This window comes from Pseudoflavonifractor phocaeensis, from assembly GCF_038439875.1.
Lineage (GTDB): Bacteria > Bacillota > Clostridia > Oscillospirales > Oscillospiraceae > Vermiculatibacterium.
In genome coordinates this window covers 357,971-372,437 of sequence record NZ_JBCDMT010000002.1, presented here as the reverse complement: position 1 = coordinate 372,437, position 14,467 = coordinate 357,971, and the positions used below count along the sequence as shown (strand labels likewise).

Annotated in this window: 14 protein-coding genes; 13 read left to right on the top strand and 1 reads right to left on the bottom strand. The window is 63.2% G+C overall.

What is annotated here, in order from left to right:
* Positions 1 to 627 precede the first annotated feature (627 nt).
* The 13 genes from AAEU42_RS03830 (at position 628) to AAEU42_RS03770 (ending at position 12,783) form a co-directional block, all read left to right on the top strand.
* Positions 628 to 1,983, top strand: coding sequence for a penicillin-binding transpeptidase domain-containing protein (locus tag AAEU42_RS03830; RefSeq protein WP_342232207.1), 1,356 nt, complete (start codon positions 628 to 630; stop codon positions 1,981 to 1,983).
* Between the two features lie 249 nt (positions 1,984 to 2,232).
* Positions 2,233 to 2,916: a Crp/Fnr family transcriptional regulator gene (locus AAEU42_RS03825; protein ID WP_342232206.1), complete on the top strand. Its 684-nt coding sequence runs from the start codon at positions 2,233 to 2,235 to the stop codon at positions 2,914 to 2,916.
* A gap of 259 nt (positions 2,917 to 3,175) precedes the next feature.
* A complete protein-coding gene (locus AAEU42_RS03820; protein ID WP_342232205.1) occupies positions 3,176 to 4,672 on the top strand; it encodes a sodium:solute symporter family protein in 1,497 nt (498 codons plus the stop codon).
* A gap of 34 nt (positions 4,673 to 4,706) precedes the next feature.
* Positions 4,707 to 5,708 carry a M14 family metallopeptidase gene (locus AAEU42_RS03815; RefSeq protein WP_342232204.1) on the top strand — a complete coding sequence of 334 codons (1,002 nt, stop codon included), beginning with the start codon at positions 4,707 to 4,709 and terminating at the stop codon, positions 5,706 to 5,708.
* Positions 5,709 to 5,724: 16 nt separating this feature from the next.
* Positions 5,725 to 7,038, top strand: a complete 1,314-nt coding sequence (locus AAEU42_RS03810; RefSeq protein ID WP_342232203.1) for a UbiD family decarboxylase — start codon at positions 5,725 to 5,727, stop codon at positions 7,036 to 7,038.
* Between the two features lie 13 nt (positions 7,039 to 7,051).
* Positions 7,052 to 8,395: an MATE family efflux transporter gene (locus AAEU42_RS03805; RefSeq protein WP_342232202.1), complete on the top strand. Its 1,344-nt coding sequence runs from the start codon at positions 7,052 to 7,054 to the stop codon at positions 8,393 to 8,395.
* The gene (locus tag AAEU42_RS03800) at positions 8,392 to 8,964 is read left to right on the top strand and encodes a UbiX family flavin prenyltransferase (protein WP_342232201.1); all 573 of its coding nucleotides are present in this window, start codon (positions 8,392 to 8,394) and stop codon (positions 8,962 to 8,964) included. Before AAEU42_RS03805 ends, AAEU42_RS03800 begins: the two co-directional genes overlap by 4 nt.
* A gap of 24 nt (positions 8,965 to 8,988) precedes the next feature.
* Complete coding sequence (locus tag AAEU42_RS03795) at positions 8,989 to 9,372, top strand: hypothetical protein (protein WP_342232200.1); 384 nt, start codon at positions 8,989 to 8,991, stop codon at positions 9,370 to 9,372.
* The gene (gene lpdD, locus AAEU42_RS03790; protein WP_342232199.1) at positions 9,365 to 9,784 is read left to right on the top strand and encodes a prenylated flavin chaperone LpdD; all 420 of its coding nucleotides are present in this window, start codon (positions 9,365 to 9,367) and stop codon (positions 9,782 to 9,784) included. The genes AAEU42_RS03795 and lpdD overlap by 8 nt, the downstream gene beginning before the upstream one ends.
* A 100-nt stretch (positions 9,785 to 9,884) precedes the next feature.
* Positions 9,885 to 10,784: a tRNA (adenosine(37)-N6)-dimethylallyltransferase MiaA gene (gene miaA / locus AAEU42_RS03785; protein ID WP_342232198.1), complete on the top strand. Its 900-nt coding sequence runs from the start codon at positions 9,885 to 9,887 to the stop codon at positions 10,782 to 10,784.
* A gap of 116 nt (positions 10,785 to 10,900) precedes the next feature.
* Positions 10,901 to 11,437, top strand: a complete 537-nt coding sequence (locus AAEU42_RS03780) for an HD domain-containing protein (protein ID WP_342232197.1) — start codon at positions 10,901 to 10,903, stop codon at positions 11,435 to 11,437.
* Between the two features lie 56 nt (positions 11,438 to 11,493).
* On the top strand, positions 11,494 to 12,099 hold the full coding sequence (gene rbr / locus AAEU42_RS03775; RefSeq protein WP_342232196.1) for a rubrerythrin: 606 nt from the start codon (positions 11,494 to 11,496) through the stop codon (positions 12,097 to 12,099).
* A 384-nt stretch (positions 12,100 to 12,483) separates the two neighbouring features.
* A complete protein-coding gene (locus AAEU42_RS03770) occupies positions 12,484 to 12,783 on the top strand; it encodes a helix-turn-helix domain-containing protein (RefSeq protein WP_342232195.1) in 300 nt (99 codons plus the stop codon).
* 723 nt (positions 12,784 to 13,506) lie between these two features.
* Here AAEU42_RS03770 and AAEU42_RS03765 read toward each other — a convergent pair.
* Complete coding sequence (locus AAEU42_RS03765) at positions 13,507 to 14,328, bottom strand: 4Fe-4S binding protein (RefSeq protein WP_342232194.1); 822 nt, start codon at positions 14,326 to 14,328, stop codon at positions 13,507 to 13,509.
* Between the last annotated feature and the right edge of the window lie 139 nt (positions 14,329 to 14,467).

Sequence of the window (14,467 nt, the reverse complement as noted above, 5' to 3'; positions counted from 1 at the left end):
TTTTTTCGTGAAAAAAGAAACGGTCTTTGATGCCAAAGAAAAAAGTCAAACTAAATTTATTGGCGGTGGCTCCTAACGACCGGCGCTCACGTCTGTCAACTCCGTCTTCTCCTAGCGCCGCTGCCGCTGGGTACTGCTGTACAGCCAGCGTTTGCAACTCATAGGTGCGCCTGGGCCCGGAAAATTTGTCAAATAGGCTTCCCCTGGGGGAAGCTGTCTGCGAAGCAGACTGATGAGGGGAACGTATCAGTTAACAGGGCTTTTCTCTATGTCCGCAGTTCCCCTCATCCGTCAGCCCTTCGGGCTGCCACCTTCCCCCCAGGGGAAGGCGAAAGACCAACTTTCTATCAAGAACACGTCAGCGGCCGAGCGGCGCAAGAGGGACCACGGGTCGCACAGACGCTCCCGTGCTTTTCCCCCTTTTTCGGGCAGTAGACCTTCTACTAAAAAGGAAACCTGCGAGCAGGTCAGCACCAAAGACTTTTCTTTGGGGGTCTGGGGCGGCGTTTCTTTTCCTCGGGAAAAGAAATGTCCCCCAGATAAGCGCACGTTTGACGTGCAAGCACTCAACGAAAGAATATCCTTATCCTGACACCCCCCAGTGAACATCCAGAAAGGAGGCCCCTCATGCGCAAAATCGAAAAGCGGGCGGCGGTCTGCCTCCTGCTGTCCCTGGCCCTCCTGCTGGGCGCCGGCCTCTTCGCCTTCCGCTTCGTCACCAGCGGGGGCAAGTGGGTCTCCTACCTCTCCACCTTCTCCGGCCGCCCCGCCTCGGGCCGGGTGCTGGACCGGGACGGGGACGTTTTGAGTTATGTTAACTCAGACGGCAGGCGGGTCTACTACGACAACCCTGCCGTCCGCAAAGCCACCCTCCACGCCGTGGGGGACGCCCAGGGCCGCATCGGTACCGGGGCCCTGGTAGCCTTCTCCGACCAGCTCTCGGGTTACAACCTCCTCACCGGCACCTACTCCCCACTGGGGGCGGGCAACGACCTCTACCTCACCATCGACGCCTACCTCAATTATGTGGCCCACCAGGCCATGAACGGCCGGAAGGGCACGGTGGCGGTCTACAACTACGAGACGGGGGAGGTGCTGTGTATGTACTCCGCCCCCACCTTCGACCCCGCCGATCCCCCCGCCGTTTTGGATGGGGACCCCGCCTACGATGGAGTTTATGTCAACCGCTTTCTGGGGGCCACCTATCCCCCTGGCTCGGTGTTCAAGCTGGTCACCCTGGCCGCCGCCATCGAGAACATCCCCGACCTGGCCGGGCGCACCTTCACCTGCACCGGCGCCACCGTGGTGGGGGGCGAGACCATCACCTGCCCCTCGGCCCACGGGGAGCTGGACGTGGAGAGTGCCCTGGCCCACTCCTGCAACGGCTTTTTCGCCCAGCTGGCCGCGGAGCTGGGGCCGGACGCCCTGGCCTTCTACGCCGAGGAGGCGGGCCTCACTCACAGCTATACTGTCAGCGGCCTCAGCACCGCCAAGGGCCACTTCGACCTCACCGATGCCACCGCCGGACAGGTGGGCTGGGCGGGGGTGGGACAGTACAACGACTTGGTGAACCCCTGCTCCCTGCTGGTATATATGGGCGCCATCGCCCGGGGCGGCGAGGCCGCCGTGCCCCAGCTGGTGCTCAAGACCCAGTCCGCCCTGGACCTCCCCCTCACCTTCTACCTGAAGAAAAAGACCGGCCGACTGGTGGAGGAAAAGACCGCCGAAAAGCTGGCCGACATGATGGCCAACAACGTTCAAACCGCCTACGGCACAGGCCGCTTCCCTAATATGGACGTCTGCGCCAAGTCGGGCACCGCCGAGGTGGGCGGGGGCAAGGCCCCCCACGCCTGGTTCGCCGGCTTCCTCCGTGGGGAGGATACCCCTTACGCCTTCGTGGTGCTGGTGGAAAACGGCGGCTCCGGCTCCGACGCGGCGGGGAACGTGGCCGCCAAAGTGCTGGACGCCTTGGTAAACGGATAAGTGAACCAATTCCTGTCAATTATCATGAAATTCTGGTTATCCTATTTTCTCAATCCTCCCACAAGACGTACGTCTTGTGGGAGGATTTTTGCCATTATTAAAAACCCCCGCCCATTTTTCAGCCGGAATAAAATAAATAGAAAAAACCAACCATAATGTGAACTGCTTCATACCCCTTTTTTCGTACAATGTTTATAATTCTAAACGCTGGAGTGCATTTTTTGTGCCACCCCTGAAAAGGAGGACCCTGTGCTGAATGATTATTATTCTCCCTGGATCTCGTCCGACCTCTCCTCCTGGACCGCCGTCGCCCGTCCGGAGTTTCTGGTCCCCATGCCCAAGGGGACCCACATTGAACAAGGCCGCGACAACACGGGCTATATCTATCTGGTGGAGAGCGGCCAGCTTATGCAGACCGTCCTCTCCCAAAGCGGCACGGAGCGCATCCTGATGTTCCTCGCCTCTGGCAGCCTGTTCAATGAGATGGGGCTGTTTGAGTCGGCATTCACCTTCTATGCCGTCGACGCCCTGGTGAACTCCATGCTCTACCGTATCCCGCAGGACCGGTTCCTCCACTGCCTCCACCAGGACAACAACCTGTGCCTGGCGCTGATCCGTCAGCTCACCCGCAAGGTGGCCATTCTGGCCCACCAGACCTCCGACCTGGTGTTCGGCAACGCCTATCAGCGCATTGCCGCCGAGCTTCTGTATTTTGTCTGCAACCACGGCGTCCCCGTGTCCGGGGGCACCATGATCGACATGGACATCACCCAGCAGTTCATCGCCAAGCGCATCAACACCTCCCGGGAGACCGTCTGCAAGGTTATGGGCAAAATGACGGCTGCGGGCATCCTGAAAAAGGAACAGGGCCGCTATGTCATCCGTGATGAGGAGGCCCTGCACCGCGCCGTCGCCGCTCTGCGGGACACTTGAGGCAAGCCCTCTCTTCGGCGAGAGACGAAGTTGATCAAACATTGGGGAAAGGAGGAAAAAATATGATTATGAACATGCCCGTCAGTTCCTTTTTTGTTTACTACGTGGGATATTTCCTGCAGGCCGCCGTCATTGTTGCCCTGGGCATTTACTGGTACAAAACAGAAGGCCGCAAATAGCGTTTCGCAAGCCGTTCTGCCCCTGACAGCGCCGAAGGGACCGCCGCACTGTACAGATACGAATGAGGAGGGATGACCGCATGATTATTTTTTGTATCGTTGTCTTTTTAGTGGCCATGATCGTGGTTGGATACGTCGCCACAAAAAAAGTCAAAAACTCCAACGACTATTACCTCGGTAACAAGGAATTCGGCCCCTTTGCCACCGCGTTCAAATTTGCAAGCACCTGGGAGAGCGGCTCCAAGCTGGTGGGCTCTCCGGGCCAGGCTTACGCCAGCGGCATGACCGCCTTTTTGCAGGGATTGACCTCTCCCCTGGCCTATTTCATGAGCTTCCGGGTCTTCGGCCCCCGTCTGAAGGCCGCCAGCGACTACTATGACGTCATCACCGTCCCCGAAATGCTGGGGAAGCGCTACCACAGCCAGACGGTACATACCGTCAGCTCCCTGGCCCTGCTCGTGGGGCTGATGGGCACCCTTCTGGGCCAGTTCCAGTCCATCGGCAACGTGGTGGGCACCGTTCTGGAAATTCCCTATGTGCCCGCCCTCGTCGGCGGCGTGGCCATCATCGGTTTGTACACCGTCTTCGGCGGTTACCGGGCCTCCGTGTGGACCGATATGGCCCAGGGCGCCTGCATGGTGGGCGGCTCCATCCTGATTTTCATCTTCGTCGTCAAGGAGGCCGGAAACTGGTCCCTCCCCAGCCTGAATGAACAGTTGAACGCCATCCAGCCCACCATGCTCCACCTCACCGGCGGGGCGGAGATGACGGTGCTGACCCTGTGCACCTTCCTCATCATCCCGCTGTTCATGGGCATCGCCCTGCCCCAGCAGTCGGTAGCCATCTTCTCCATGAAGGACCGCCGGGTGGGCAACGCCTCCCTTATCATCTGCGTGCTGTTCTCCACCGTGCTCATCTGGGGGCTCTATTTGGCAGCCATGACCGCCCGCACCATGGACGGTTTTGTGGTCCAGAGCCCCGACGCGGTAACCACCACCCTGGCCATCCAATACATGCCCGAGGTGCTGGCGGGACTGTTCATCGCCGCCATCCTGGCCGCCATCATGAGCACCTGCGACGGCGTGCTGCTGGTGGCCTCCTCCATCCTCACCCGGGACATTTTCCGCCGGATCAAGCCCGACGTCTATGAAAAGCACGCCGTGGCCTATAACCGCCTGGCCACCATGGTAGTGTGCGTCATTCCCCTTCTCATCGCCATCAAGCCCCCCGCCGCCGTATTCTGGGTGGTCTCCTTCGCCATGGCGCTGACGGTGTTTACCTTCGCCCTGCCCATGCTGGGCATCATCGCCATCCGCCGGGCCACCAAGGAGGCCGCTCTGGCCCAAATCATCGTGGTGGTCCTGCTCATCCCCGCCTGGGTAATCTTCGGGCTGGACAAGGCCACGGGCATCTCCGCCCTGGCCATCGGTATGCTTGCCGCCCCGGTGGTCTTCTTCCCGGTGATGCTGCTGACCAAGCCCCCCGCCAGCGATCCGGAGACCGACCGGCTCTGGGAGATCTACGGGGAGATTCGGGAGGAGCGGCGCCAGGCCAAGCTGGCCCGCAAAAAAGGATGATTCGCCGACAGGCAGAACAGGAGGTATCTCAACCATGAAAATCGGCACCGCCACATGCGAAAAGGGCCAAAAGGCCACAGGTTACATCCACACCGCCTGGTTGGGGGACTGCAGCGAGGTCCGGGTCCCCGTCATGCTGGTCCGGGGCGCGCAGGACGGCCCCGTCCTGTGGATCAACGCGGGGGTCCACGGCGAGGAGGTCTCCGGCATCTTCGCCATCCACCGGCTCTTCGAGCGTTTGGACCCCGCTCAAATCAAGGGCGCCGTCGTGGCCACCCCAGGCTGTAACCCTCTGGGGCTGAAGGGGCACAACAAATTCACCCCCGAGGACCAGCTGGACCTGGACCAGCAGTTCCCCGGCCGTCCGGACGGCTGGCTCAGCGAGCAGATGGCCTATCACTTCTTCCGCGAGGTGAAGGACACCGCCAACTACATGCTGGATCTCCACGCCCTGGGCGGCGTGGACGCCGCGCCCTACACCGTGTTCAAGTCGGCGGCGGGGGTGAACCCCAAAATCAACGCCGACACCCAGGCCTTGGCCCTTTTGATGCAGGCCCCCTTCAACTGCCACGTGGACCTGACCACCGCCACCGGGGAGCTCCCCGGCTCGGTCATGGGGGCCCTGGACATCCAGTGCATCCTCAACGGCATTCCCGCCGTCATGGTGGAGATGGGCGCGGGGAACCGGGTGGTCTGGGAAAACGTGGACCGGGTCTGTGAGGGCATCCAGCGGGTCATGCGGTACATAGGCCTTCTGGACGGCGAGGCCGCTTTCATCCCGGGACAGAAAATCGTCACCAAACGCTGCTTCCCCACCAACACCCGGGGCGGCCTGGTCTTCCCCCAGGTCAAGCCAGGCTCCATCCTCAAGGGCGGCGCGCTGATCGCCCTGGTCAAGGACTACGTGGGCAACGTGCTGGAGGAGATCCGCGCCCCCCAGGATTGCATCGTCATTGGCATCCTGGAAAACCCCATCGCCAACGCCGGCACAGTCATCACCGCCATGGGCCTGGAATGGTATGAGACCGACCAATGAAGGGAGAAAAAACACCATGATCAACTCTCTGAGAGATTACATCGCCCTCCTAGATGAGCTGGGCTGGATCGACCACATCACTGATGAGGTGGAGCTTCTGCAAATTCCCACCATCATGAAGGAGCAGGAACAAAAGCGGCGCACCGTCCTGTTCGAGCATGTCAAAGGCTGCCGCTCCCCCCTTATCAATAACCTCTTCCCCAGCCGGGACTATCTGGGTCGGCTCTTCTCCTGCGAGGGCCGGGACGTGACCCGGGTGTTCGCCGAGCGCTACGAGGCCTCCATCCCCCCCGTCCTGGTGGACAGCGGCCCCGTCCAGGAAGTGGTCCTGGGCAAGGGGGAGTTCGACATCCGGGACTTCCCCTTCATCCAGCACAACGCCGGAGACGCCGGGCGGTACATCACCGCCGGCATGGTCATCGCCAAGGACCCCGTCACCGGCGTGCGCAATTTGTCCTTCAACCGCATGCAGCTCAAGGGCCCTGACCGCACCGGCTTCCGCATGTCCCCCACCCAAGACCTGGAAAACTACTACAACAAGGCCAAGAAACTGGGACAGAATTTGGAGATTGCCGTGGTCATCGGCAACAGCCCCTATGAGCTTCTGGCCGCGGCCTGCGGCCCGGCCCGGGACGTGGACGAGCTGGGGATCGCCGGGGCCCTCCGGGGCGCTCCGGTGGAACTGGTCAAATGCAAAACCGTGGATTTGGAGGTCCCCGCCAACGCCGAGCTGGTGCTGGAGGGCTACCTGGTCCCCGGCGAGATGGAGCCCGAGGGCCCCTTCGGGGACTTTATGGAGTTCAAAATCCAGATGATGGACAACCCCATCCTCCACATCCAAACCGTCACCATGCGCAAAGACCCCATCGTCCAGTGCATCGGCGCCGGCTCCAAGGACGACGGTACCCTCCTGAGCACCCCCCGGGAGGCCCAGATTTACAACGTGCTCAAGGCCGCCAACGCCGATGTGACCGCCATCAACCTCAACCTGGTCAACAACTACCTCACCGGCGTGGCCGCCATCCGCAAGCAGTTGGAGTACGAGCCCAAAAACCTCATCATGGCCGCCTTCGGCAGCTTCAAATTCCTGAAAAACTTCATCATTGTGGACCATGACGTGGATATCTTCGACCCCAAGGACGTCTTCTGGGCCCTCTCCACCCGCCTGCGGGCGGAGCAGGGGGTGATGGTGGTGCCCCACACCGTGGGCTTCGGACGGGATGACCACGGCATCCACACCGCCAAGATGGGCATCGACGCCACCGCGCCGCTGAACTGCTGGGATGAGTTTGCCCGGGTGCAGCCCCCCGCCTGGCCGCCGGAGTCCTGAGCGGCCCCCGCCGGTGGCCGGGGCCGGAACCGGGCCGGCGGGCGAACTGCTGCGCCTGTCCGGCCCCATGCTGCTGGGCAACCTGTTCCAACAGCTCTACTATCTCACCGACATCTGGATAATTGGCCGCTTCCTGGGACAGGACGCCACCGCCGCCGTGGGCGCGGTCATGCCCGCGGTCAATCTGCTGCTCACCCTCCTCATCGGCCTGGCCGGCGGCGCCAGCGTCCTGTTCAGCCAGCGCGCCGGGGCGGGCGATCAGGCGGGAGAGCGGCGCTGCGTGGAGACCGCCGCCGTCCTCTGGCTGGCCGCCTCCGCGGCGGTCACTGCCCTGGGCCTGACCCTCTCCCGCCCCGCCGTGACGGCCCTGGGGGTGCCCCCCGCGCTGCGGGAGCCCGCCCTGCGCTATCTGACCATGGTCTTCGCGGGCACTGTCTTCAACAGCGGCTATAACACCCTGGCCGCCCTCCGCCGGGGCGCGGGGGACGCGGTGCGGCCCATGCTCTTTCTGGCCGCCTCCGCCGGGGCCAACATCGCTCTGGATTACCTCTTTCTCGTCCCCCTTGGTCTGGGGACGGCGGGGGCGGCTCTGGCCACGGCTTTGGCCCAGGCCATGGCCTGCGCGGGGCTTTACCGCTCCGTCCTGCGGACTAGCTCCCTCTACCGGCTCCGGCCGGGCCGGGTGCGCCCCGCCGCCGAAGACGTCCGGGCCATCCTGCGCCTGGGTCTGCCCGCCGCCCTCCAGCAGGCCGCGGCCTGCCTGGCCGCCTTCGCGGCCCAGATCATGGTCAACTCCCTGGGGCCCCAAATGATTGCCGGCTATGCCGTAGCCCTCCGGGTGGAGAATTTTGTGGTCCTGCCCGCCGTCAGCCTGGAGCACTCCGTATGCAGCCTGACCGGGCGCAGCGTAGGCGCGGGGCGGGAGGATTGGATTTCCAAAGCCCTGGGCTGGGCGCTGGCCTTTTCCGCTGTGCTGGGCGGAGGGCTGTTCCTCTTGTTCCAAAGCCATTCCGGCGCCGTCATCTCCCTCTTCCTCCCCGGCGCGGGCGAGGCCGCCCGCCTGGGCGGGGCCTATCTCGCCGGCGCGGGCGCGGGCTACTGGGCCCTTCTGTGCACCTATGCCCTGGGCGGCGTGTTCCGGGGCAGGGGCAGAGCGGCCGTCCCCCTGGCGGCGGCCCTGCTGGGCTCCTGGCTCATCCGCCTGCCCGTCACCTGGCTCCTGCTGCGCCGGGGCGGCGGGGCCGACGCCCTTTGGCTGGGGGCGGTCCTGGGTTGGCTGGCCGGGCTCTTTCTGGAGCTGGCGGTTCTGGTCCGGGACCGGCGCCGCAACACGCGAAAAAGGAGCTGTTCGATATGAATCTGGTCGTCGCCATCTCCGGCGCCACCGGCGCCATTTACGGCGTCCGCCTGCTGGAAGTCCTCCACGCCATGCCCCAGGTGACCACCTATGCGGTCCTGAGCCACTGGGCCCGGCAGACCATCCCCCTGGAGACCGGCCGCGCGCCCGAGGAGGTGCTGGCCCTGGCCGACCGGGTCTTCGACGACAACGACCTGGCCGCCGCCATCTCCAGCGGCTCCTTCCGCCACGACGGAATGGCCGTGCTGCCGTGCAGCATGAAGACCCTCTCCGCCATTGCCAACGGCTACTCCGAGACCCTCATCGCCCGGGCCGCCGACGTGACGCTGAAGGAGCGCCGCCCCCTGGTGCTGGCGGTCCGGGAAACCCCCCTGAGCCCCATTCACCTGGAGAACATGCTCAAGCTGTCCCGAATCGGGGCCGTCATCATGCCCCCCGTGCCCAGCTTTTACAGCTGTCCCACCTCCCTTGAGCAGGTGGTGGACCAGTTTGTGGGCCGGGTGCTGGACAGCCTCGGGGTGGAAGGCCATTCCCTCTGCCGCCGCTGGGACGGCACGCCGCCGCTCTGACAGCCTGAAAAGGAGGCGTTTTTCTTGACGCGCGAAAAAAAGGCGGGCCTGCTCCCCTTTCTGCTGGGATTGGCCCTGTGCCCCGGCCTGCCGGCAGTGGGGCTGCTGGCGGCCGCCCTGTGCCCCGAAGACCTGCCCGCCCTCTACTGGGCGGTGTCCCTCCTGCTGCTGGGACACCTGTTTTTGAGCTGTCTCACCAGCCGTCAGGCGGCGCGGCCCATCCTCTTCGCCCTGACCGCCTCGGCCAGGATGCTCTTCCTTCCCCCGGCGGCCACGCTCTTCCGGCAGATGTTTCAGGCCGTCTGTCTGGGCTCCCTGGCCGTCTTCCTCTTCACGGCGGCGGGAACGCTCCGAACCGCGTGGGTCCTGGCCCGCCGGGCCGGCTGGGAGGGCGGACAGAATGGATGACGCCCCCCTCCTGCTCTCCTTCGGCCGGGGCCGCCACCGAATCACCGCCCGCGCCCTGGCCTGCGGGACCGACCTGCTGGTCAGTTTCACCGGCGGCGATACCCCCCACATCGGCGCCTGCGCCACCGCCGTGCCCCGGCCCAATCTGCGCCCAGGCGGCCCCTCCTCAGCCAGCGCGTCGGTCCTCTGCGTCCCCGGTCACAAGGAGGACCTCCCCGCCCGGCAGGCCGCCCTGGCCTTAGCCTCGGCCTGCGGCTGCGTGGTCTGTGTCTGCGCGGGATTCCACGTGGATGACGCGTCCCCCGCCGACATCGAACTGCTGCAGACAAACTTCACCTCTCTCCTAGAAGCGCTGACCAATGCCTGTCGGGGTTGGCCCTCTCTCCGGCCTCCGGCAGGCGGCAGGCCGTAAAGCGGCGCTTCCGCCTCTCTCCCACCGGGCGGCAATTCCTTGCCGCCCGGCCCTTTTTATGCTAAAATGGGGGCCAAGCATCAAAGGGGGGCGTTTCTCCGTGACAAAGCCAAAGCTCATCGTCATCCTGGGCACCACCGCCTGCGGCAAAAGCGGCCTGGGCGTGGCCCTGGCCAAACGATATCAGGGGGAGATCGTCTCCGCCGACTCCCGGCAGGTATACCGGGGCCTCGATCTGGGCACCGGCAAGGTGACGGCGGAGGAGATGGAGGGCGTCCCCCACCACATGCTGGACGTGGTAGACCCCGGCCAGCCCTACTCCGTGGCCCAGTTCCAGCAGGGGGCCTATGAAGCCATCGACGGCATCGTCGGCCGGGGGAGGCTCCCCTTCCTGGTGGGGGGCACCGGCCTCTACGTCCGGGCGGTGGCCGAGGGCTTCGTCTTTCACGCCGCGCCACCCGACCCCGCCCTCCGCTCGGAATTGGAGGCCCTCCCCACCGAGGAGCTGCGGGCCCGCCTCGCCGCCCGGGGCGTGGCCCTGGACGTGGACGCCTGGAACAACCGCCCCCGGCTGGTGCGGCTGCTGGAGAAGGCCCGGACCGGTTGCGACCCCCACGCCGAGGCCCAGCGAGACCCCCGCTACGATGTTTTGACCCTGGGGGTCAATTTTCCCCGGGAGACGGTCTGCCGCCGCATCGACGACCGCCTCTTAGCCCGCCTGGACGCGGGCATGGTAGAGGAAGTGGCCGCCCTCCGCGCCGGGGGCGTCCCCGACGACTTCCTGGAGGGCCTGGGGCTGGAATACCGCTACATCCTGTGGTACCTCCAGGGGAAGCTCAAGACCGAGGATGAACTTGTGGACGAGCTGGGCCGGGCTATCAAGCGTTTCGCCAAGCGGCAGGTGTCCTGGTTCAAAAAGGACACGGACGTCCACTGGCTGGACATGGAGGCCGACCCGGCGGCGGAGGCCGGGGCCCTCATCGACGCCTTCCTGGCCTGAGCCCCCTTCAGAATTTCTTCATAATTCTTTACTAAATCCTCATGGTTTCGCTACTGTTTTCCTTCGATTTTTCGGGTAGACTGAAGTCACCCTTGAAAGACCGGAGGAAACCCATTATGTTTTGGAAATTCAAAGAAAACGCCGCATGGCTTGCCTGCATCTCCGACCTGCTGCCCGACGAGGCCGTGCAGTCCATGAAATCTCTGCCCCAGCACCGCCGGGGCTTTAGCTGCTACCACCACTCCCTGCTGGTGTCCTACGCCAGCTTCGTCCTCTGCCGCCGCCTGGGCTGGCGGGCCAAGGAGGCCGCCCGGGGCGCCCTGCTCCACGACCTCTATCTCTACGACTGGACCGACCGCAGCCTCCACACCGGCCGCGCCCATGTCATGAACCATCCCCGCTGGGCCCTGGAAAACGCCAACGCCCGCTTCCTACTCACCAAGCGGGAGCAGGACATCATCGCCACCCACATGTTCCCCGTGACCCTTACGCCCTACCACTATTTGGAGTCCTTTGCCGTCAGCACCATGGACAAGGTGTGCGCCGTCATGGAGCTGCTGGGGATCCTCCCCGAGACCGTCCCCGCCCCCTACGCCCTGCCCCAGAACGTTTACGCCTATCAGGAACTCTCCCTGGGCCGGGCCATCTCATAACGTATAACACCACAAAAAATGGACATGCTGATACCATCCATAAAGGGGGTATCACCATGTCCGTTTCCTTTGAAAACAGCGAGACCAAACGCAACGTCCTCCGGGCCTTTGCCGGTGAGAGCCAGGCCCGCAACCGCTACACCTTCGCCGCCGGTCTGGCCAAGAAGAACGGCCTGGAGGTCATCGAGGCCGTCTTTACCTTCACCGCCGACCAGGAGCGGGCCCACGCCAAGGCCTTCTACGACTACCTGGAGAAGTGCTCCGGGGAGAACATTGCCATCGACGGCACCTATCCCGTGGACCTCTACCCCACCCTGGTGGAGCACCTGCGGGCCGCCCAGCACAACGAGTACCAGGAGTGGGAGCACGACTACACCGGCTTCGCCCACGTGGCCAAGGAGGAGGGCTTCCCCGAAATTTCCCACCTCTTCTCCCAGATCGCCCGTATCGAGCAGGTCCACGGCGACCGCTTCGGCCTCTTCGCCGACCTGCTGGAGCAGGACAAGCTCTTCGTCAGCGAGGTGGAGTGCCAGTGGATGTGCCTCAACTGCGGCTATCTGGTCACTTCGACCCGTCCGCCTGAGATCTGCCCGGTGTGCAAGGAGGGGCAGGGGTATTTTGTTCGGATGGAAATGGTTCCCTATCAAATGGCAAAGAGATAAGGATAGGCATCTCCGTCAGAAAGAGCAGGATCTCCTCCGGGGTGGGCTCCTCTCCGGAACCGTGAAGGGGCGCCCAGGCGGACCGCTTTTGGGGCTTCTCGCTGGTCATGCCCCTGCGGTAGAGGTTCAGAATGCCCTGCCGCACCGTATCCACGTCGCAGTGCATACAGCGGGCCACCTCCGTGAAGATCCCCGCAATGTGCCCCATCATCTCAGGCGTATCATCCAAAAGGATGGCCCCCCAGTGGGGGCCTTTCTTTTTTGCCATCTTTATCCCCTCCTTTTAACAGTATACCTCATTTAAGGTTTAATATTAGCCTCTTGTTAGTTCTATTTTATACCTTAGTTGAGCGGTAAAATTAACTCAGAAGGGAGGGAATTACTGTGGACGTGGTGGCACATATTTATGAATTGCTAGACGCGCGCGGCTGGTCTGTATATCGTTTAAAAAAAGAATCCGGCTTGCCCCAGTCTACCCTCAGTAATTTCTCCCGTGGAACGGTCCCCAGTATTTCCACTTTGGAAACTATCTGCAAGGCCTTGGGTATCACATTATCCCAGTTTTTTGCCGAAGAGGGTGAAGCGGTAATTTTAACACCTAACCAAAGGAAGTTTTTAGACCGCTTGAATTGCCTCTCCCCGGAAAAACAGGCGGCCTTGCTTCAATTCATGGATCAAATGTAAAACAGGACGGAAACCGGTGAAGGTCTCCGTCCTGTTTTTTGTGGCTGCACGTCGGGACGTGCGTAAATCTGGGGGACATTTCTTTTCCCGAGGAAAAGAAACGCCGCCCCAGACCCCCAAAGAAAAGTCTTTTGGTGCAGCCTTGAGCGCAGATTCCCTTTTCAGTAGCAGGTTTACTGCCCGTTGTTAGGGGGAAAAGCACGGGAGCGTCTTTACGACCCGTGGTCCCTCTTGCGCCGCTGCCGCTGACACGTGCTTGATACCGCCTGGTCCTTAGCCTTCCCCTCGGGGGAAGGTGGCAGCCCGAAGGGCTGACGGATGAGGGGAACTGCGGACACGGGGAAAGGCTCTACCAAAACGATAAGTTCCCCTCATCAGTCTCGCTTCGCTCGACAGCTTCCCCCAGGGGAAGCCTAAGACCTGTCGAACCCCGGCGGCGCTACGAAGTGCGCCGCCGGGGTTTTCTTACCCTCTTGTGGACAGCTTGGGGAGGTTTCCAAAGTGAGGGGGACCACAGTCCCCCTCCTTTGGTCGTTGAGAGGGGGACTTGGGGGAGAGAGTCGAAACCGCAGCGTTAAGAAAACTTGCCAGTGGCAAGTTTTTAGCGTAGGCCACCCGGCTATGCCGGGCGGGTCTCTCTTTCAAGGGGAGCACAGCAGGGGTGCCATCTTTTCCACGCGGAAAAGATGGTCCCCCAGGAGGCTCCACCTCCCGGAGGTGGCATCACAGGAACACCCGATCCTCCCCCCGCCGGGCATACCCCTCCTCCAGTTCGGTCTTATGGTAGAGATACCCGGCGTCGTCGTAGTACTTGGCCCCCACGGGGCACTTCTTCACGCAGGCCCCGCACTTGATGCAGATGCCCACGTACTGGGCGGGGTCCTCGGCGCTGATAGATCCCATGGGGCACACCTTCACGCACAGCTCGCACTTGTCGCAGGCCTCCGAGGTCAGGGGCTTGACCTTGAGGATGTTCACCGGCGCGCCCGCCCGGTCCCTGGGCTGGTAGTACCCCCGGTAGGGTTTGGGCGTCCCCTCCACCTCCACTTCGGGGCAATCGGTCCCCGCGGCGGCCAGCTTTTCCGCCGCCCGCTCCCCCAGCTGCCGGGCCAGGGCCAGATCCTCGGCGTCGGGCCGCCCGGCGGCCAGAGTGGTGGAGAAGGAGTGCTCTCCCACAAAGGCCCCGGCGGCCAGGGGCCGGAAGCCGTGGTCCGCCAGGATGTCTCTGAGCTCCACCAGGGAGTCGTCAAAATTCCGGTTGCCGTAGGTCACCACAGGCACGGCGGCGGCTCCGTGCCCCGCCAGGGTGTCTAAGTACTTCAGCAGCACGTTGGGCACCCGCCCGGCGTAGGTGGGGGTCCCATAGACCACCGCGTCGGTGTCCCGGAACTCCGGCTGCCCCTGCCGCCCGGCGGGCAGGGTGAAATCATAGGTCTCCACTTCCAGCCCCAGCTTTCCCGCCAGGGCCTCCGCCACCGCCCGGACCACCTTTTCCGTGGTGCCCGTGGCGCTCCAGTACATGGCCCAAACCCGCTCGATCTTCATAGGTTTTCCCCTTTCTCTTCCTGTTTTATCCTGCCGCTTTTTTTCTTTCAGTATATCAGTCCCCCTTCCCACTTGCAAGTGCAAGCCAATCTGATATAATACCCATTAGCAGCGCCCGGAACGGGCGGAGGGATGGGAA